The 20,560-nt window shown below is 55.2% G+C and carries 16 protein-coding genes; 3 read left to right on the top strand and 13 right to left on the bottom strand.

Annotated features, from left to right (window positions below):
* Positions 1 to 7: 7 nt before the first annotated feature.
* The 7 genes from feoB to glnA form a co-directional block, all read right to left on the bottom strand.
* On the bottom strand, positions 8 to 1,939 hold the full coding sequence (gene feoB / locus IPM21_15365; protein ID MBK9165253.1) for a ferrous iron transport protein B: 1,932 nt from the start codon (positions 1,937 to 1,939) through the stop codon (positions 8 to 10).
* Positions 1,926 to 2,168: a ferrous iron transport protein A gene (locus IPM21_15360; GenBank protein MBK9165252.1), complete on the bottom strand. Its 243-nt coding sequence runs from the start codon at positions 2,166 to 2,168 to the stop codon at positions 1,926 to 1,928. The genes feoB and IPM21_15360 overlap by 14 nt, the downstream gene beginning before the upstream one ends.
* A 32-nt stretch (positions 2,169 to 2,200) precedes the next feature.
* Positions 2,201 to 3,766 (bottom strand): DUF3108 domain-containing protein, encoded by a 1,566-nt coding sequence (locus IPM21_15355; protein MBK9165251.1) that lies wholly within the window; start codon positions 3,764 to 3,766, stop codon positions 2,201 to 2,203.
* A gap of 3 nt (positions 3,767 to 3,769) precedes the next feature.
* Positions 3,770 to 4,492: an orotidine-5'-phosphate decarboxylase gene (pyrF, locus tag IPM21_15350; protein MBK9165250.1), complete on the bottom strand. Its 723-nt coding sequence runs from the start codon at positions 4,490 to 4,492 to the stop codon at positions 3,770 to 3,772.
* Positions 4,493 to 4,543: 51 nt separating this feature from the next.
* Positions 4,544 to 4,831, bottom strand: a complete 288-nt coding sequence (locus tag IPM21_15345; GenBank protein MBK9165249.1) for a 2-nitropropane dioxygenase — start codon at positions 4,829 to 4,831, stop codon at positions 4,544 to 4,546.
* A gap of 20 nt (positions 4,832 to 4,851) precedes the next feature.
* Positions 4,852 to 5,523, bottom strand: a complete 672-nt coding sequence (locus tag IPM21_15340) for a hypothetical protein (GenBank protein ID MBK9165248.1) — start codon at positions 5,521 to 5,523, stop codon at positions 4,852 to 4,854.
* A gap of 638 nt (positions 5,524 to 6,161) precedes the next feature.
* Positions 6,162 to 7,583 carry a type I glutamate--ammonia ligase gene (glnA, locus tag IPM21_15335; protein MBK9165247.1) on the bottom strand — a complete coding sequence of 474 codons (1,422 nt, stop codon included), beginning with the start codon at positions 7,581 to 7,583 and terminating at the stop codon, positions 6,162 to 6,164.
* A gap of 387 nt (positions 7,584 to 7,970) precedes the next feature.
* Between glnA and IPM21_15330 the strand changes: the two genes are divergently transcribed.
* Positions 7,971 to 10,133 (top strand): M3 family metallopeptidase, encoded by a 2,163-nt coding sequence (locus IPM21_15330; protein MBK9165246.1) that lies wholly within the window; start codon positions 7,971 to 7,973, stop codon positions 10,131 to 10,133.
* A 98-nt stretch (positions 10,134 to 10,231) separates the two neighbouring features.
* Here IPM21_15330 and IPM21_15325 read toward each other — a convergent pair whose 3' ends face one another.
* The 4 genes from IPM21_15325 to IPM21_15310 form a co-directional block, all read right to left on the bottom strand.
* Positions 10,232 to 12,232: a DUF1570 domain-containing protein gene (locus IPM21_15325; GenBank protein MBK9165245.1), complete on the bottom strand. Its 2,001-nt coding sequence runs from the start codon at positions 12,230 to 12,232 to the stop codon at positions 10,232 to 10,234.
* A gap of 77 nt (positions 12,233 to 12,309) precedes the next feature.
* Positions 12,310 to 13,659 carry a sigma-54-dependent Fis family transcriptional regulator gene (locus tag IPM21_15320; GenBank protein MBK9165244.1) on the bottom strand — a complete coding sequence of 450 codons (1,350 nt, stop codon included), beginning with the start codon at positions 13,657 to 13,659 and terminating at the stop codon, positions 12,310 to 12,312.
* Positions 13,656 to 14,129, bottom strand: a complete 474-nt coding sequence (locus tag IPM21_15315) for a hypothetical protein (protein MBK9165243.1) — start codon at positions 14,127 to 14,129, stop codon at positions 13,656 to 13,658. Before IPM21_15315 ends, IPM21_15320 begins: the two co-directional genes overlap by 4 nt.
* Before the next feature lie 1,051 nt (positions 14,130 to 15,180).
* Complete coding sequence (locus IPM21_15310; protein ID MBK9165242.1) at positions 15,181 to 17,322, bottom strand: HAMP domain-containing protein; 2,142 nt, start codon at positions 17,320 to 17,322, stop codon at positions 15,181 to 15,183.
* Between the two features lie 79 nt (positions 17,323 to 17,401).
* On the opposite strand from IPM21_15310, the gene IPM21_15305 reads away from it, so the two are divergent.
* On the top strand, positions 17,402 to 18,292 hold the full coding sequence (locus IPM21_15305) for a CPBP family intramembrane metalloprotease (GenBank protein ID MBK9165241.1): 891 nt from the start codon (positions 17,402 to 17,404) through the stop codon (positions 18,290 to 18,292).
* Here the strand turns inward: IPM21_15305 and nadC are convergent.
* Positions 18,273 to 19,130, bottom strand: coding sequence for a carboxylating nicotinate-nucleotide diphosphorylase (nadC, locus tag IPM21_15300; GenBank protein MBK9165240.1), 858 nt, complete (start codon positions 19,128 to 19,130; stop codon positions 18,273 to 18,275). The two genes, IPM21_15305 and nadC, sit on opposite strands and share 20 nt — an antisense overlap.
* Before the next feature lie 156 nt (positions 19,131 to 19,286).
* On the opposite strand from nadC, the gene IPM21_15295 reads away from it, so the two are divergent.
* Positions 19,287 to 19,787, top strand: a complete 501-nt coding sequence (locus tag IPM21_15295; GenBank protein ID MBK9165239.1) for a hypothetical protein — start codon at positions 19,287 to 19,289, stop codon at positions 19,785 to 19,787.
* Positions 19,788 to 19,900: 113 nt separating this feature from the next.
* On the opposite strand, the gene IPM21_15290 is transcribed toward IPM21_15295, so the two are convergent.
* On the bottom strand, positions 19,901 to 20,560 hold the full coding sequence (locus tag IPM21_15290; GenBank protein ID MBK9165238.1) for a hypothetical protein: 660 nt from the start codon (positions 20,558 to 20,560) through the stop codon (positions 19,901 to 19,903).

Raw genomic sequence — 20,560 nt, 5'->3', positions numbered from 1 at the left:
AGGAGCCTTAAGTAAACCCGAGCAGCCGCCCGCCTTGATAAGTAACAAACGCCCCGAGATACGCAAGCAGCGTCATATAAACGACCATAAAAAGCGGCCATCGCCAGCTATTCGTCTCACGACGGACGATCGCGACCGTACTCATGCACTGCATTGCCAGGACGAAAAAGACCATCAATGAGATAGACGTAAGCGGCGTCCAAACCGGCAACCCATCTGCTCGCTTGGCATCGCGAAGTGCCGATGCAAGCCCGCCCGTCTCCTCGGCGTCGCCGCCAACATTGTAGAGAATGCTGAGCGTTGAGACCAAAACCTCGCGGGCGGCAAAGCTCGCGATCAGAGCGACGCCGATCTTCCAATCGTATCCGAGCGGCTCGATCACCGGCTCAATCGCATGCCCGAGCCGCCCGGCAAAGCTATTCTCTAGCTGCGCGCTTGCCGCCGTTTCCGAGCCCGGCTCGGCCGCCGTATCGCTTCGCGGAAAATAGGCGAGAGCCCAGAGAATGATCGAGATCGCCAGGATCACCGTACCCGCCCTTCGCACAAATAGCCCGGCACGCTCTAGCACATTTGCCAGCACCGTGCGAACGCTCGGCATCCTGTAAGGCGGCAGCTCCATCATGAAAGGCGGCGTCGGAGACTTGAGCACCGTTCGTTTAAGGATGAATGCAACGACTATGGCGGCGACAATGCCGAGTAAATACATCCCTAGCATTATTACCGCCCCGAGCGATACAAAGCCGAAGACAGTTTGACCACCGAAAAAGGCCGCGATCATAAGGACATAGACCGGCAACCGAGCCGAACAGCTCATCAGCGGGGCGATCATTATCGTTGCCAGCCGATCGCGGCGGTCCTCGATCGTACGAGTCGCCATGATACCCGGAATCGCGCAAGCAAAGCTGCTGATAAGCGGCAGAAATGCCTTGCCGTGGAGCCCGATGCGGCTCATCAGGCGATCAAGCAAAAATGCCGCCCGCGACATATAGCCCGAATCTTCAAGTATCGATATAAAGACGAAAAGCAGAATGATCTGCGGGAGAAAGACAAGAATCCCGCCAACACCGGCGATAATTCCGTCAACGACGAGGTCGGCCAACATTCCTTCAGGCAGAATGCTTCTCGCACCGTCGCCGAGCGCCCCAAAACCGGCCTCGAGCAGATCCATTGGAACGGTCGCCCACGAAAAAATGGCCTGGAAAACAAGAAGCAGGATGCCAAAAAGCACCAGCAAGCCCCAGACCTTGTGCGTCAGTATCGAATCGATCCGGTCCGAAAACCGATGGGCGTCGAGGTCGTTATGCTTCACCGCCATTTGGACGAGGCCGGAGATGAAACGGTAGCGGCCAAAGACATTGCTTCCCTCTCCGGCTAGTTCGGCCGCAAGCCCGTTTGGCACTCCGTTCTTATTCCCGAGTACGCTGCTGACAGCCTCTCCGAGCTCCGCGATGCCGGTTCCCTTTCGCGAATCGACCGGCACGACCGGCACGCCAAGCCCTGCCGCGAGCGACGCGAGATCAACAATATGCCCCTGTTCTTCAAACAGATCCATCATCGTCAGTGCGACGACGACCGGCGTTTCATGCTCGATGATTTGCGTTATTAGGTAAAGGTTGCGCTCGAGGTTGGTTGCATCGACGACCGCGACGATCGCATCCGGACGAACCGGAGACTCGGCCGAACCGCGGAGGACATCTCGAGCGATCTCCTCGTCCATCGAGGTGGCATCAAGGCTGTAAAGGCCGGGCAGGTCGATCAACTCAGCCGAGCCTTCGCCGATGCCCCATCGCCCGGAGCGGCGTTCGACCGTAACGCCCGGGTAATTTGCAACCTTGTGACGTAGTCCTGTCAGAGCATTGAAAAGAGTGGTTTTCCCGGCGTTCGGATTGCCGGCGAGGGCGATGACCGGTGAGGCCTTTTGGGAGTTAGCTTCGTCCATTTGTGCTTTCCGGGTCGATCTGGACGACCGCCGCTTCCTCCTTTCTGAGAGCAAGATTGTATCGGAGAAGACGGATCTCGACCGGATCGCCGAATGGAGCGTGCTTGATGACCGCGATCTTAACGCCCGGAACGACGCCGAGTTCGCTAAGCCTTCGGCCGACGCGGGAGCCATCATCGACCGCGGTCACAATTCCGGAACCTCCGGCTGGCAAGTCGGAAAGCCTCATAAATTGAAGTGTAATCTAATTGAAAACCACTTTCAATTTGGCATTGTGTCAATTTTTTGAGGTTCACGCGGAGGTGCAGGAAGGCGAAACTGAACATCAATTAGTTCAAACTCGAAAGTACCGAGAACAAGCTTAAGAGGCGTTCTATTTGCGTCGAGCCCAAGCCATAATTTTGGAAAAAGCCGGTCGAGCTCGGGATTCTGGGGGAGTATGGTGATCAACTGTGCTGGGCGAGTTTCCCCACGGTTCATAAAGGTTTCGCCCTGCCCGGGGCGAAGGGTGAAGACCGTGGCCCGGTCGCGCCAAAAGACAGACACTCGCGTGTCATTTACCGGATTCTTTGCGTCATTACTTGGCTTTAGGTTGAACGAGCGGACGGCGTAAAAAAGCGAGAGAACGCTATGCGTTGCAAACGGAGCATCTAGTCGGGTGCCGTCGTAGACGATCGCGTTGGTCGTCCGGTCGAGCGTGGCGGTCTGCGACATCGCGGCGAGTGCACCCGAGAATCGAACTTCGGTCTTGAACGGGATCATCGTCCGCGGATCGACAAACGTAATGACCGAATCGCCATTGCGGATCGCGGTTGACGTCGCTGGGACGTCGGAGAACCTTGCGGCAATGCGAATTGAATCGATACCATCAAACTCCCGCCTCTCTTCGGCAGCGACCGTCAGCAGGCCGGCATCGACGCCGGCTTCCCTTACGCGAAACTTCATTGTCTCGCCAAGAACGAACGAAAGCTCAGGCGAGATCGGCTGGTTGGCCTGATACGGCGTTGGCGTCGGCATCGGAGTTGGCGTCGGCGGCGGCGTTACGGGCGAAATAATTGGGTTCGGCGTCGGCTCGGCCGAGGGCTGCTCGACCATTACGATGCCCGATATCTCGATCCGAAGTTCACCGCGTGTGATTCGGGCACGGAGAAGCACTGGGATCTGCCGTTCGTCGCTTGTCAGGTTCAATCGGAAATCGCTCATCCCGAGCGTCGTGAAATAATCACTCTGGAGCGTGGCAATATTCGTATCAAACTCACCGGCCGAAAGCACCAGCCGCTCCGCTCCGCTGATCGATGAGGTCAGCGAATAGGTTCGATCGCCCTCTGCAAAAACAAGGTTTGCCGAGCCATTCGACTGCCGGATGCGGGAAAGTGCCGTCACAAGATCTAGCGGGGCCGCGGGATCCTGGCGACGGTCGATCGTCGTTTCGATCGGCATCCCGGCAGAAGCGTCGATCCGCCGTTGGAAGAGAGGCAAGCCGGTATCGGCTGAAACGAAGGTCGTTCGGTCCTCGTCGAAAAGAAAAAATGCGGCCGAAGCAAAATTGAGCGAACGCGTCCGGAATCTGATCTCATACGTCGGACGCCCGTCAAGCAATCCCGATGAGACGACATGCGTCTCGGCAAATGCCACATCATCAAACGAATCAAGCGAGACGCGATATGCCAGTTTCTCGCCCGTGCGAAACTTCTGCTGCTGTGCTCCTGCCGGAACGCCGGCGAAGAGAAAAACCGCAAGTGTGGCAAATGCGATTAGCCCGAAGGCGATCGGGCCGAGCGGACATGATTTCAGTTCAGTATTTGTCAGATCGAGCTTTCCTCTCAGAACCTATTTGACGGCGGCAATCGAGTTTACGATTCCTTCTGCTGCTTTCCGCTTGTTGGCGGCGTTCATTATCGGCCGGCCGACGACGATGTAGTCCGAGCCTGCAGCCACGGCGGCCTCCGGTGTCATTACACGCCGCTGGTCGTCATTTGTTCCATCCGACGGACGTATTCCCGGCGTCACGGTCACGCAATTTGCAGTGATCGGATCTTGCCTGATCGCCGCAACCTCGCGGGCAGAGGCGACAATGCCATCAAATCCGCTCGCCGCCGTCAGCTTTGCCAGCCTCAATACCGCTTCTTCCTCAGTTCCGCCGATCCCGAGCTCCGCGAGCACGGCCGCATCGCTGCTGGTAAGAAGCGTTACAGCTATGAGGATCGGCCGGTTGTGGCCTTCCTTCTCACAGACCTCATTGACGGCATCGGCTGTCCGGGCCATCATTTCGCGGCCGCCGAGAGCGTGGACGTTCATCATCCAGATGCCGAGTCGGGTCGCTTCGACCGCCGCGTTTGCGACCGTGGTCGGAATGTCATGGTACTTAAGGTCCAGGAAAACACGATGGCCCGCCGACGAAAGTTCGCGAACAAGGTCCGGGCCGGCCGACGTGAATAGCTGCATCCCGATCTTGAAAGAACCGACCGCTCCGCTCAATTCTTCGACCGCCGCGGTTGCCGAGGCTCGATCCGGCACATCCAGAGCAACGATCAGGCGTTCGCGGGGTTCTATCGATAAATTTCTTTCGGGTGCGGGTTTCGTCACGGAGGTTATTTTGAAGCGTCAGTCAAGATCAAGCGGGTTCTTGAACGGGTCTTTCGAGGTCCTATCGGCCTTTTTCAATGCTTCCTGGAATTTCTCTTCAAGCAGCCGTTCGCGGTCCTTCATGGACGCCATTTCCTGCGCAAAAAGCTGGTCGCGAAGATCTTTCTGTTTCGAAAGTTCGCCCTTCAGCTCATCAAACGAGCCGTGTACTTTCTTCTTTTCCTCATGCGCGAGCACTGCACCGGTCATGGCATCGACCGTGATGGCCGCCTCGCAGCAAGGGCAAACTATCGAGAATTTATCCATAAAAGCCCTTTAATTATCCATCAATTACTCGGGCGGCCCGGGAAAACATTTGGCACCTTCGCCGGGTTGTTTCCGCCCTTTCCGGGTACAGTCGAAGGCGGCGGTGTCGGTGTTGCGGGCGGCGTCAGGCCGGCAGCAAGGATAAATTCATTCACCGAGACATTGGCGATCTGCCGAAACCGGTTCGGGTCTGCGTCAACCACCTTACCGTTCTTCAAATAGATCTTTACCCGCGAACCGTTGGTATCGGTTACACGCTCGACCTTGTTGATCTGCGGATGCGATCGGAACTGCCGCGTTTCGGTCGCAACGTCCGTCAGCGTCGTCGAAATGGTCGAATTGTCGGGGGCCGGCCTTGCGAGCGGCTCGGCCCGAAGCCCCGGATGGATCACCCCGTCCGGCACCTTGAGGTTAGATTGCCTTGCACGCTCCTCTTTTAAGAGCCGTTCTTGCTCGATCGGGTTCAACGGCCGATTTGTGTTTGCATCGCCGGGCACGGCCGGTGAATTGACCTCATTCGGATCGACCTGAACTGGCTTGACGACCGTTGTCGTGTTCGAGCCCGAGGCATTTGAAGCCGAAACTTCCGACTCGCCCGAACCGCCGCAACCGGAGATCGCAATTGCCGCGATGGCCAAAGCCCCGGCGACCCCATTCATTCCTATCCATCTGAACGTCTTGAGCAAAAACATTACTCCTAATAATAATCAAATTAGCTTGCGGCGTAAAAGAAAGGTGGTCTGAAATATAGAAAATGCACCTTGGCCTGCATCTCCGCGACCCTTCGCAGGCCCATATCACGGCCCAAAAAATTCGTTTTACGACGTGTCAGAATGGTTTTAGGACGTCCAAAAATGGTTTTAGGAGGTCTCAAAATGGTTCTGGACGTCTCAAAATGGTTTTAGGAGGTCTCAGAATGGTTCTACGACGTCTCAAAATGGTTTTAGCAGGTCGCGGAATGGTTTTAGGACGTCCCAAAATGGTTTTACGACGTCTCGAAATGGTTTTACGACGTCTCAGGACGGTTTTACGACGTCTCAAAATGGTTCTACGACGTCGCGGAATGGTTTTGCGACGTCGCGGAATGGTTTGGGGACGTGTCGGAACGGTTTTACCACGTCTCGGAATGGTTCGGCGACGTGGCGGAATAGTTTGGGGACGTGTCGGAATGGTTCGGCGACGTGGCGGAACGGTTTGCGGACGTCGATAAATCGCTCAGCAACAGCTTTTTGTTAAGGATTTCGCCGGTGCGATCGCTGCCGCCCCGCATTAAACGAAAAAGGCCGCCTTTTCAGACAGCCTTTTCACTTTTACCGATCGGGGCGAGAGCCTAGACGTCGTAGTACATCGCGAACTCAAGCGGATGCGGACGCAGGCGGAGCGGAGCGATCTCTTTTTCGCGTTTGTATGAGATCCAGCGTTCGATCATCGTTTTTGAAAAGACGTCGCCTTTGAGAAGGAAATCGTGGTCTGCCTCAAGTGCCGTAAGCGCCTCGTCGAGCGTTCCCGGAAGCGAGGGAACATTTTTCAGCTCCTCGGGCGGCAGATCGTAAATGTCCTTGTCGAGCGGCTCGCCCGGATCGATGCGATTCTGGACGCCGTCAAGCCCCGCCATCATCAATGCCGCAAAAGTGATGTACGGATTGCAGGTCGGGTCCGGCGGACGAAACTCCAGCCGCTTCGCTTTTGGCGACGGCGAAAACATCGGTATCCGCACCGCGGCAGAGCGATTCCGGGCGGAATACGCGAGATTTACCGGTGCCTCGAAACCCGGTACAAGCCGCTTATAGCTGTTGGTCGTCGGAGCCGCAAAGGCAACGAGTGCCGGGGCATGCTTGAGCAGGCCGCCTATGTAAAACTTTGCCATCTCCGAAAGCCCGGCGTATTGGTCACCTGCAAAGAGCGGCTCGCCGTCGCGCCAGAGCGACTGGTGGACGTGCATTCCCGAACCGTTGTCGCCAAAAAGCGGCTTAGGCATAAAGGTCGCCGTCTTTCCATAAGCCACGGCGGTGTTCTTCACGACATATTTGAAGAGCATCAGATTGTCGGCCGTGTGGAGCATATTCGAGAAGCGAAAATCGATCTCACACTGACCTGCGGTCGCCACCTCGTGGTGATGGCATTCAACGTCTATGCCGACCTCGGCGAGCGTCAGGGAGATCGTGTTGCGGATGTCGATCAGGCTATCGAGCGGAGCGACCGGGACGTAACCTTCCTTCGGGCGAATGTGGTAGCCCAGGTTCGGCCGCATCTCGTCGCGGCTTCGGCGGCTGTTCCAATGGCCCTCTTCCGAATCGAGGTAATAGCCGGCCGAGTTCTGGTCATTGTGAAATGCCGCCTCGTCAAAGAGGAAAAACTCCGCCTCAGGGCCAAAATATGCCGTATCGGCAATGCCGGTGAAGCGAAGATAGCTTTCTGCCCGTACGGCGACCGAGCGAGGATCGAGGCCGTAGCCTTCTTTAGTTATCGGGTCGACCACATTGGCGATAAGGCAGAGCGTCGGCTCGTCGGTGAACGGGTCCATCCAGAACCGCGACGGGTCCGGAACGAGCAGCATGTCCGATTCATTGATCGCCGCCCAACCGCGGAGAGACGACGCATCGAAGCCGAAACCATCTTCAAACGAGTCCTCGGTCAATTGCCCGATAGGATACGTGAGATGGTGCCAAGCGCCGAGCAGGTCGCAAAACCGAATGGAGACGAATCTTGCCTCCTGATCGGAGCCGAAATGGATTACTTGTTTTGGGTTCATATATTTGTGTTCGAATTGGCTGCCTAAACTGTAAGGCAATTCTCTCAAAGAAATTAGTCTTGGAGTCGCAATAACTGTGCCGATTAGCAAGAGTCAGGGCGAGTTCGCAAAAAACCAATGAACCCAGACACTTACTTCTGCCCTGCTAAAAGCCAAAGACGAACGGCTTCTACATTTTTGTACTGCCTCGATGCAGAGTCCTACGCTTTTGTAGCATCGAGGCCGATATGGTTGATGCGGCTGAACTTTTACTCCAACGCTCATGACGCTTCGGGAATCAAAATCCCGCTAGACTCCGCCGGAAAACCAAGGAGCGGTTTGTCGCGTATTTGATTAGGCCGTCAATTGAGAGCAGAATAAAAGAAATACTCACTTTAGGAGCAAGAAATGAAGAACATCTTCAGAAATAAGAAAGCCCGCATTGCCGCAGTCGTGGCGGCCGGCGCTTTCTCAACGATCTTTATGACAACGAATTATGAAACGGCGACTTCCGCCGCGGAGGTTGACAAGGCCGCCGTCGAAGCCTTGACCCAGAAATGGAGTGGCCCGTTCAGCGGAGTTCCCGCTTTTGACAAGGTCAAGGTCGAAGCATTTGCCCCTGCGCTTGAAGAGGCGATGGCCGAGCAGCTTCAGGAAATCGACGCGATCGCGAACAACCGAGCGGTGCCGACGTTTGAAAACACCATCGCGGCGATGGAGCGTGCCGGCGACAAAATGGACCGCGTTTCAACGGTCTATTACATCTGGGCGGCGAATATGAACTCGCCCGAGTTTGCTAAGGTGCAACGCGAGATGGCTCCAAAGCTTGCGGCGTTTAGCGACAAGATCACGCAGAACGAGGGCCTATTCAAAAAGATCGAAACAGTCTACAACTCCCCCGAAAAGGCCAAGCTGACATCTGAACAGCGGCGGCTCGCGTGGGTCTATTACACAAATTTTGTTCGGGCCGGTGCGAAGCTCAATACCGAGCAAAAGGCTCGTCTCTCGGAGATAAACCAAGCACTTGCGGGCCACTTTACGAAATTCGGACAGAACCTTCTCAAGGATGAGAATGACCTTTATATCGAACTCAAGAGTGAAGGCGATCTCGCCGGAATGTCGCAGTCTTTCAAGGACGGAGCCGCCGCCGATGCAGCCGCAAAGGGACTCAAAGGCAGTTGGATAATCCGCAACACAAGGTCCTCGGTCGATCCGTTCCTCACCTATGCCGAACGCCGCGACCTCCGCGAAAAGGTCTGGAAGATGTTCATAATGCGGGGCGACAACGGTGGCGAAACGGACAACAAAGCGATCATCACTGAAATTCTGCAGCTACGTGCCGAACGGGCAAAGTTGCTCGGATACGAGACGCATGCCCACTGGCGGCTTGAGAACGCAATGGCAAAAACGCCCGAGCGGGCGATGGAGCTTCTCGAGGCAGTTTGGACGCCTGCGATCGCCCGCGTAAAGGAAGAGGTCCGCGACATGCAGGCCCTTGCCAACAAGGAAGGCGCAAAGATCACTATCGAGCCGTGGGACTACCGCTACTATATGGAAAAGGTGCGGAAGGACCGCTACGACCTTGATGCGAATGAGGTCAAGCAGTATTTGCAGCTCGACAAGATCCGCGACGCGATGTTCTGGGTCGCGGGCGAGCTCTTTAATTTCACGTTCACGCCGGTCACGAATGTGCCGGTCTTTCATCCGGACGTTACCGTTTGGGAAGTGAAGAACAAAGCGAACGGCAAGCACGTCGGGCTCTGGTATTTCGACCCGTATGCCCGCGACGGCAAGCGGTCGGGAGCATGGATGAACGCATACCGTTCGCAGTCGAAGATTGACGGCGAGGTGACGACAATCGTTTCGAACAACTCGAACTTCGTCAAAGGCAAAGCGGGCGAGCCGGTTTTGATCTCGTGGGACGACGCGAGCACGATGTTCCACGAATTTGGCCACGCGCTTCATGGGCTTTCTTCGAACGTAAACTACCCGTCGCTTTCGGGCACGGCTGTTTCGCGTGACTACGTCGAGTTCCCGTCGCAGCTTCTGGAGCACTGGCTCTCAACGCCCGAGGTTCTGCAGAAATACGCTGTCCATTATGAGACCGGCAAACCGATCCCGCAGGATCTTGTTGACAAGATCGCGCGAGCAGCGACCTTCAATCAGGGCTTTGCGACGACAGAATATCTCGCGAGTGCTTTGATCGATATGAAGCTGCACCTCGCGGGCTCGCAGAAGATCGATGTCGCGAAATTTGAGAAGGAAACGCTCGATACACTCGGGATGCCGCGTGAACTCGTTATGCGCCACCGAACCCCACAATTCTCACACGCATTCGGGAGCGACGGCTACTCGGCCGGATACTACAGCTATCTCTGGTCGGACGTGATCACCGCGGACGCGTACGGAGCGTTTACCGAAGGCAAAGGCCCGTATGACAAAGCGGTTGGCGAGCGGCTCGTTAAATACATTTTCTCGGTCGGCAACACAATGGACCCCGCCGAGGCCTACCGTAAATTCCGCGGACGCGACCCAAGAGTCGAGGCATTGATGAAGAAACGAGGATTTTAGGCGTAGAGACGTTACGTTCTTAGAATACTAAAAGAGGGCAGATCGAATCTGCCCTCTTTTAGTTTCGAAATTGCATTGACTGAACCCAACTGCTCGGACTATTCGATCGACTTCACCCTATCGGGAACGATGTCAATCGCGATGATGCGACCGGCGGTCTTTTTCTTCTGGTCTTCTTCGGGGACGTATGTTACCACCGCCCAGAGCGGCTGTTTTATGGTGCCGCAGCCGATCTGAAGGTCGGGCATATCGACGAAAGAGGTCAGCTCGAGGCCCTGGAAGTCTTTGCTTGTCAGCCGGATCGTGGATGCCGCGGATTTGACGACAAAAGCGATATTATCTCGCGCACATTCGATCGCATTCAGGTGGCCGAGAATGCGCTTCTCTCCGTCCTTCGGCTTCCTTAGTGCCTCGTTTATCGATTCGAGTTCGGCAGCGGCGGTGAGTTCTTTCAGCTTCTCTTCGGTAAGTTCCTCATCGGCGTCGAGCATGACCACGGTCTGCCGACGAACGCCGCGTTCACCTGCTGCCTCTCCCGAATTGCCCGTCCCTCGACTGCTCGCATTCTCCGCATAAAGCTGCAGGTCAGTAACATTCTGCAAAACGCTTTGCGCACGCGCCCGTGTATAGGGATCCTGTGCCGAATTGTAAACGCTCTCGGCCAGCTTCTTCGCCTGATCGAAATCGCGTTTGCGCCCATGGAGCCCGGCTAGGTCGAGAATGTAGTTCTCATTTCCTGGCGAAAGTCGTAGCGCCGTACGGATCTGGCCGATCGCGTCGTCTATCTCGTCGTTTTGAACGAGCGCGATGAAGGCGAGAAGCGAATAGCTCTCGGGAAAGTTTGGATTCGCCGCGATGGCCTTCTTCAACGATTCGCGTATCGACCGAACCGCATCCTCCGGATAGCGCGAGACGAAACCGCGCGTGTCCATCGCTTCGCGGCTGAGGACATAAGCATAACGATAATGGACGAGGTGGCCCGCTGTTTCTGCCCGTCTGGCCTTTTCCAGATAGCCTTTTGCTTCGGCAAAGTTCCGCTGGCGCATTTTCGCCATTCCCATCGATGAATTCGCGAGGACATTGTCAGGCTCGGCGGCGAGCGATTCGGCTAACCGAGCATGTGCCTCCTCGGTGCGGCCGGAGCCAAGGAGCAGATCGCCCAGATATGCGTTTGCCGAAGCAAGCGTCATCGGCTCGGTCTTGATCGGGTCATCGACAGCGAGTTTATTTTTGAAAGTGATTTGATAGGCCTGGTAAGAGCGTCGTTCCACATAGCGGCGTAATTCCTTTTCCATCTCTTCAAATTCCATCTTGAAAGCAGCACGAAATGCCGTCGCCGGCGTATCGCCCTTATCAATGGCATTCAGATATGCGTTTATTTCGTTCGCCCGGTTCCCGCCTTTGCCGTGGATCAGATAATGCATCAGAGCCCACGACTGAGCATAGAAAATATTCGCGCTGTGGCCTCCCTGTTGATTGAGGGTAAAGTAATCAATGCTGAAGAACTGCTGTAACGGTATAAGCTTCGTGTTCTGGAGCGTGTACAGGTGATTCTGATTGATCATTCCGAGTTTGACCCGAATATCGCCCTCGATCTCAAACTGATCGTAATATTCCGCAAGGCCTTCATTGAACCACGGCGGAATTTTTGACCGGCCAAAGCTGTTGTTTACAAGGTAATGAACATACTCATGATAGATGGTCTGATACGTCTGTTTGGTCTCCCCTTCGGTTGAAAGCACGATGTAGTTCGCATCCTCCCGTGCGGAAAAATATCGCGCGATCCACTTGACGGCCTTGCCATCTGCGGCTTGCGGCTTGAACGGGCGAAAGGACTTCTCGTTTCGAAAGACTATCACCGTCGTCGGGACCTGTGATGTATATTTGAGCGAAGGAAAAAGCTGGACAAAGACCTCGCGAAACTGCTCGAGCCGGGTCGCGACCCGTTTGATCTCAGCTTCTTTCGCATTGCCGATAAGGTGAAAATTGGCCGAACGTGCCGAGGTCCATTGTTCCTGGGCGGCGGCCGGCAGGGCAAACGCGGCCGCGAAGATGAAGAACGCGATCAGCGAACGCCGGCGGATACTTTTGTGGGTCATATGGTACTACTCCGAATGAAGATTCCCGTTATATTACGTTGTTCGCTTTTTCGATGTCAATATTTTTCGGGCGGTAGCTACTTTGGCTGGATGCCGAGGTTGCGCATACGGCGGTAGAGGTGGCTGCGGTCGACGCCCATTTCCTCGGCGGCCTTGCTAACGTTGCCGTCGTGTTCGGCGAGTTTGTGAAGGATGAACTCCCGCTGGTAGGCATCGGTCGCGGCCTTGAACGACGGAAATCGGAAGCTCGCGGCCGGCGCTTCATCGGCGGTGCCGAATGATGGCAGATCGGCGGCGGCGATCTTCTGCTTCGCGTTCATTATTATCACCCGCTCGACCGTGTTCCGCAGTTCGCGGATATTGCCGGGCCAAGTGTATTTCCCGAGAGCGTCGATCGTGTCCTCGGCAAATATCTTCGGCGGCTTGCCATAGGCTGCTGAGAATCGCCGATTGAAATGTTCGACAAGCAGCGGAATGTCCTCGCTACGTTCGCGGAGCGGCGGCACCTGAAACGGGATAACGTTCAGCCGATAAAATAGGTCGGCGCGAAAGTTTCCGTTATCGATAAGCCAATCGAGCCGTTTGTTGGTCGCCGAAATAACGCGGACATCGACCTTGATGGGCGAATTGCTGCCGACCGGTTCGAAGCGTTGCTCCTCAAGCACCCGCAGCATTTTCGCCTGCACCCGCGGCGACATATCGCCGATCTCGTCCAAGAAGAGCGTCGCCCCATCGGCGATCTCAAACTTCCCTTTCTTGTTCGCGGTCGCTCCGGAAAACGCCCCTTTCACATGGCCGAATAGTTCGGATTCGACGAGGTCTTCAGGGATCGCCGCCGAGTTTATCTCGACGAAAGGAGCGGTTCGCCGCTTCGACTGGGCATGGATCGCCCGGGCGACGAGCTCCTTGCCCGTTCCGCTCTCGCCGGAGATCAGAACGCGGCCATCCGAGGGAGCGACGATCGAGATCTGTTTGCGGAGCGCCCGCATCGCGACCGATTCGCCGACCATCACGTATTCATCGGCTAGGTCCTGCTGAAGCTGCTGATTTGTGCGTTCGAGTTCGCGTTGGCGAACGGCGTTTTTTACCGTAACGATCGTCCGCTCGAGGCTCAGCGGCTTCTCGATAAAATCAAAAGCACCGAGCTTGGTCGAGCGGACCGCGGTTTCGATATTCCCATGGCCGGAGATCATTACGACAGCTGCGTCGTTTCCCTCTTCGCGGAGTTTCTGCAGTGTTTCGAGCCCGTCAATGCCATCGCCAAGCCATATATCGAGCAGAATGCAGGCAAAATGCTCTTTCCGCGTTACCTCAAGGCACGCCTCGCCCGTCGCCGCATCTGCAACGTCAAAACCCTCATCCTCGAGCACTCCGCGAAGAGTCTCGCGAATACTCGGCTCGTCGTCAACTATAAGAACAGAACTCATTTAGCAATACGTTTTCGAGTAAGTAGCGCAATTGCGGCTGTTGCAAAAGCTCGGATACTTCCGAGTAGCAGATTCGACAAGAAGACCATGTTGAAGGCAAACGGAGCATTCCTCGTCGAGTCATAAATTCCATACCGTTCTCCACCATCAGGGTAATATATTGAGTAAGGCTCAAACCCTCGACTAACCCAGACGTAAAAGATCATCAATACTATTGCTCCTGCCCAAGAAGCCGTTGCCAGCAAGTAACTCTTCTGCTGGAGCTTTGCGACCATCGCGAACCGCAACGCAAAGGCTAAACCAACGATGGCGAGCGTCACCACTTCTGGCAGCATTGCCGCGTAAATATCCCGGAGATCGAACACCTCAGCACGCTCGACAGCAGCCTGGAACTGAAAGAACTCGATTGGAATTACCAATGCGGATATTCCGGCGCCGAGCAAGGTCAGCCACCGGGTTCGCAGCATCAATTCAACGTATCTCCTGTGCCAGATATTCACGACTTAATCTGAATCAACATTATGTACGGTACTCATTTGAGCTTTTTCCGCAGATTTGCTTTCGCAACCATCAATGTTACGAGACTCCGTAAAATACTCCCTCCGATGAAAATCTGCATCGCAATCAGTAAAGGAGGTGACCGATAAAAAACATAGATGCCAAAACACATCTCTTCCGCTTTGTGATCACAAGGAACCGACGGCATCGGTCGTGTCGAAATGTCCCAAACTACGAAGAACGCGATCAATGGAACCACAACTGCGATCCAAGACGCGACCTGCCGAAAATGTTTCTGCTCGTCACGTCGCGAAAGTATGTATATGCGAAACCCAAGCGCAAGAATCAAAATGCCAACACTTCCCAAAAGAATAAGGTCCCCAAGGTTGTTCTCGAACGAAACCGAAGTCTCATGATTGATCCAAGCCTGAACAACGCCAGCGATCTCCGCCGCGGAGAGAAACAGCAACCCAGACGCGGCAGCGATACTAAGCCCCCGGGTTCGCAGCATTAGTTCGACATATCTTTTATACAAACCGTTCATTTAGCTCGCACGAAACCTATCAATGGAGATTATCGAGATCCCGGCAAACTTGACCAACCCAAGTAATACAAACGCAAGCGACGTCATCTCAAGTGGAAAGGTCGTAAGTAGACTGTACATCGGAAACCCGTTTGAGCTGTCACAGTTCCACACGCAACCATATAGAGAGAACGAGGCCAAAACATACGAACAAACCGAGCAAATGCAAAACGTGACAAAGTTTCCGAGCAAGCTCAGCCGATTGAACGCCAGATAAGCCAGCCGGAGCCCAAACAATCCGAAAAAGCAAAAAGGCACGAGAATAGCCTTAAACACTGCCTTTTCCGATACCTCTTCCGCAGCCTGAGCAGCAAACGGAACCAAGACCACTTCCCTCAAAGAGAGAATTACCAGCAGTACGGCCGAAACTATCGAAACGAATCGTACGGAAGCAAAACGGCTCATGTATTCTCGCTTCCAATTCGTCCACATAATCCCCCTTAGAGCGGCAGTTCGATGATAAACCTTGAGCCTTTAGGCTTATTTACTGCGGCGATTATTTTGCCGCTGTGTTCGCTGATAATACGCTGGACTATCGCGAGTCCGAGGCCGGTTCCGCGGCCCTTGGTCGAAAAATATGGCTGAAAGAGCCGCTGGAGGTCGGCCGGCTGAATTCCCTTTCCGTTGTCGGTCACCTCGGCAACGATTATATCGCGTGCCGGTTCGTAGCGGGTCGAGATCCTGATCAAGTTGCCGTCGCCGTGCTCTTCAAATGCCTCGTAGGCGTTCTCGATCAGGTTAACAAAAACGCGCTTGATCTGCTCGGCGTCGAGCATCGACGGCGGCAGGCCAGCGGCGAGTTCGGCCTCAAGTTTTGCTTCGTCGCTACGATCTTCGTACATTGCCGCCGCCTGGCGGATCATCTCGTTGAGGTCGCCGGGTTGCGGCTTGGCGTTCGGCAAACGGGCAAATCGCGAAAACTCATCGACCATCGTCTTCAGCGACTGCACCTCGCGGATTATGGTGCTCGTGCCGTCGCGGATCACCTTTACGGTCTGGCCGTCGGTGGTGTGGATATCTTCTGCGGTTCCGTTCGACTCGGCAAAACGCTTTGCGATCCGCTCGGCTGAAAGCTGAATCGGGGTAAGCGGATTCTTGATCTCGTGCGCCATTCGGCGTGCCACTTCCTGCCATGCCGAGGCCCGCTGTGCGGCGATGAGTTCCGAGAGGTCTTCGATAACGACCACCGCACCGGCTTCGTTCTCAAGGGCCGTCGCCGTTATTGCGACCGGTATCTCGACCGCATCGGCCGTCGCTTCATTCTCGGGCCGAAGCTGCGTCTGGTCCGACGCGTGCCCAATCCGCCTTGCCCGCGAGACGAGCGTCTCGATAACCCGACGGTTCTCTTCGCCGAGTAGCGTCGCGAGCTCGAGCCCCTTGAAATCCGCCGTTTCTAGCTTCAGCATCCGAACCGCCGCACGGTTGATCGTCGTAACGCGACCGTTGGCATCGAGCGAAACGACACCGGTCGGGAGCGAATCGAGCACGGTCTCGATATACCGCCGCCGCTCTCGGATCTCCGCCGAGCTTTCCTCGAGCTTGCCGGACATCTCATTGAACGCCCCGACCAGCAAGGCGAGTTCGTCCTCGGCCGGTGCGTCAACGCGATGACCAAGATTTCCTTTAGCGATCTCGCGCGCACCTTCGGCAAGAGCTTTGATCGGGTCGGTCAGACCGCGGGCGACGTAGATCGCCGTCCACGATGAGGCGAAAATGAGCAAAAATGTAAGCACGCCAAGCGTAAGAAAGCCGAGCTGGCGGACGGTGATCTGCTGCTCCTTCATCCGGTCAAACTCAACGAGCGATTCCTGAAAGCTCTGGCCCGCGATCTCGCCGGAACGCTTGTTCGGAACGATCCGCAGCTTTCTGCCCTCGGCAAGACCGGTGGTCACGGCATCAAAGCCGCCGGTCTCGCTGATATAAACCTCAGGCAGGCTTCCACTTTTCGATCTCGCTATAAGATCGTCGAGTTCAGCCTTTCGCTCCGGTGAGCTTAGACGAGTTGCCGCCGCGATGACGGCACCACTGCCATCAATGATTTCAATGTGCGAGAGATTTGCCGCCTCCGCGATCCGGTCGAGATCGGCCTCCGATAGTTCCCGACTGCCGACCGCCGCAGAAAGAGCACGAGCGTCGCGGAGCAATCCGGCAGCGTGGTCAGCGATCGCCTCATCGCGGGCCTGGGTCAGCACGTTCTCCGGAATCTGCGAGAACCAGCGCTCGATCGCTCGGTTCATAAAAAGATATGAAAACCCCGCCATCGCCACGATCGGCAAAAGGCTGATAGCGAAAAAATATAGAAAGAGCCGCGTCTTTATCCGCGAACCGAGCTGAAGCTGTCGCCGCTCGCGGACGAGCTTGAGCACGCTGCGGAGAAAGATAAATCCGAAGATTATGAAGGCAAAAAAGTTGAGCGACGAAAGTGCGTAGAGGAGAAGCGTGTCGCTCGCCGTTTGGACCGAAAAATCTTTCCAGAGGTTCGACGTCTGCAAAAGAAAAAGCACGACGAACGAAACGACGACGAAGATCCCGGTAAGGATCGCCGTTTTTCGCCGGTCGGGTTTGTCCTTTGTCTTCGCCATTTTGCAAGAGTTTACCATAAGTGTGGCGGCCGAAGGGCTGATTGTGCCGCCGCCTGGATTTCGTTAAACTCTGCTGAATATGCCGGTTTCGTCGATATTTTTCGGGCCTGATGGAGTGCTGAGAAGCGGTTGGCGATTCGCCGTTTTCTCGGCACTCTTTATCGTCGCGTGGGTGATTGTCACGGTCAGTGCGTTCGCACTCGCAAGCCCTTTTGGCATCGAGACCGGTGCCGGTTCAGCCACCTTTCTTTTGATCAATGGCGTTTTCACGACGGCCGCGGCATTACTGATCGGGTGGCTTTGTGCCCGGACTTTTGAGAGGCTCCCGTTCAGTTCGCTCGGTGCGTCGTTCTCGTCCGGATGGTTGCAGAACCTTGCTATCGGCAGTCTGCTCGGAGCGGCGACGCTGTCGCTGGCGATCGGGATCGCCTGGGCTTTTGGCGGCGTGTCATTTGCAATGAATCAGGCCGGAGCGTCTGCGATCCTGCAAACGTTGGCTCTCACATTCGCAGTCTTTTTTGCGGCCGGAGCCGCCGAGGAGGCGCTCTTTCGCGGTTACATCTTTCAGACGTTCGACCGCTCGCGGCTGACGCTTTTTGCGATCGTGCTAACCTCGCTGCTCTTTGCGACCGTCCACAATGCCAACCCGAACGCGTCGGTTTTCTCGTGGAGTAACACTTTTCTGGCGGGCATCTGGTTTGCCGTCGCTTACCTCCGGACGCGCGACCTCTGGTTCGCGACCGGGCTGCACGTAATGTGGAACTGGATGCAGGGAGCCTTTTTCGGGATTGAAGTGAGCGGGCTGAAAGAGCTTATTCCCGCACCATTTTTGGTAAAGGCGGACGCCGGCCCGGTCTGGCTGACCGGCGGCGACTACGGGCTCGAGGGCGGCATTGCATGCACCGTTGCCTTGCTTTTTTCGACCGCATTGATCTGGTTCGTTCCGGGGCTTAAGCGGTCTGGATCTTGAAGGAGATATCCATCGCCCGCGCCGAATGTGTCAGTCGGCCGACCGATATTAGGTCAACTCCTGCCTCGGCATAGGAACGAACACGGTCGAGGTCCATTCCGCCCGAGGCTTCAATAAGAACGTTCGGGTTCAGGTTGCGCGACATTTCGACCAGCTTTGCCGCTTCTTCGGGCGACTGATTATCGAGCATAACGATATCCGCACCGGCCTCGATCGCCTCGCGAAGCTGGGCCCAATTGGTGATCTCGACCTCGATCTTGTGCAGATGCCCGACCTTCTTTTTCGCTGCGATGACCGCCTCGGTCACACCGCCGGCGAGTGTGATGTGGTTGTCCTTGATCAGCACGCCATCATCGAGCCCCATCCGATGATTCTTTCCGCCGCCGACCGTTACGGCATATTTTTCTAGCAAGCGAAGGCCGGGAGTTGTCTTGCGGGTATCGACTATCGCCGCATTCGTTCCCTCGACGGCTCGGACGTATTGCCGTGTAAGCGTCGCCACGCCGGACATTCGCTGGAGCAGATTAAGCGCGACGCGCTCGCCGGTCAGCAGCACATCAGCGTAACCCTTTAGCGAGCCGAAGATCGTGCCTTCCTCGACCTCGTCGCCGTCCTGGAATCCGGTTTCGATCTCGGGAATATCCGGGTCAAGATGAAGAAATACGGCCTCAGCGACATTCATCCCGCAGATGACCAGATATTCCTTGGCCAAGAATCGGCCGACGCCGCGAACCTCGTCCGGGACCGTCGCCGATGTAGTAATATCACCGCGGCCGATGTCTTCCGCCAGAAATTGTCCGATCGCCGAGATGACCTCTCCGTTATCTAACCAGTACATATCTTTATCAGAAATTAACGAAACCCTTGACCCAAATCATAGCAAAGATTCGTTTATCCGGTTAGAACTTTGTCGAACTTTGACACAGTCACCGGGTAGGAGTACTCTCGGCGCGTCCATATAGATTCTAATTTCGGATCGAAGGAGATTTTCTAAGTGAAAAACAAGTTTCAGTTGGTCGTTTCAATTGCGGCACTTCTTGCCGTTGGCATCGCCTGCAACATGAGCACCGCGAACATGAGCAGCTTTAAGGTCGGTAAAGATAAGGCCGTGACGCAGGAATCGGCGGCCTTCAAAGCGGGCGACACCATTTACGGCGTCGCGACGATCTCAAATGCACCGGGGAAGACTACGGTCAAGTTTTTTCTCTCGGCAGACGAGGTTGCAAACATGACGAAGGGCGAGATGCTTAAAGGAACGAATGTCGATGTCGCGGTACCGGACGGCGGCGGAACGGCAATGTATTCGTTGCCGATACCTGCAGGCGTTGCGGGCGGGAAATACATCCTGACCGCCGATATGCATAATGAGGCAGGCGAGAAGAAAGATGGGAAGACCGTTGCCATAACGATCGAAGCCGGAAAGGCTCCGGCTCCAACACCGGAAACTACCGACGACAGCGAGGACGACACTGCAAACAGCGACGACAGCAACTAGGCCGACATAGACCTATCGCTTGCCGTAAAAACACTTGGCCACGGATGAGTGCGGAATTCGAAGCTCCACTTCCGCACTCGCCCGCGGCCATTTTTCAATCAGTTTTCGCAGAATCAGGGAATCGGCGCTTCTATCTTGATATTTGGATCATATTCGATCGTTTCGATATTTTGATATGTAACTATCGGACCTTTCACGAAACCTGTACTTATTTCGTTCCTCACCAACCTTCCGGAACTGTCGACCCAAAACGATGAGTTCCAGAATAAAGGCCCGTCGGAATCAGCCGTTTTTGAATAGTTGTTCTTGTAGGTAATATACTCCCCAAATCGAACCTGATCCTTACCATCTTTTTTACTTTTCTCTCGCTCGAATCGTTCACTGATGATGCCCGACGGTCCCCCGGATACAGAACCGCCGATGCAAGGGCCTTTGATCAACTCCCACTTTCCATTATCCCTACGGCAGTATTTCGTATCCCCGATTTCAATTTGTTCGGTTCGCCGTTCTTTTCCCGAATACGTTGTGATATGCACGTAGCGAATTCTATCAGGTAACTGATATTCATACGTCCATACTTCTGAATAAGGCTTGTCGTTTCTCGTACCGCTGATCGATTGCGTCACCCGTCGGGAAACCACTCTCGATTTCGAGTGAGCGTCGCCAAACGCCTTCCGGTATTCGTCACTCTTTATCTCTTTGATCTGCCCAAAAGCAACGGAGCATAAACTGCAGATAAAAATAGTTACCAGTAAACTGATCGAAGTCCGCAT

The sequence above is a fragment of the Acidobacteriota bacterium genome (assembly GCA_016716435.1).
Lineage (GTDB): Bacteria > Acidobacteriota > Blastocatellia > Pyrinomonadales > Pyrinomonadaceae > OLB17.
The sequence above is the reverse complement of the archived record's forward strand: the minus strand, read 5'-3'. Positions and strand labels throughout refer to the sequence as shown.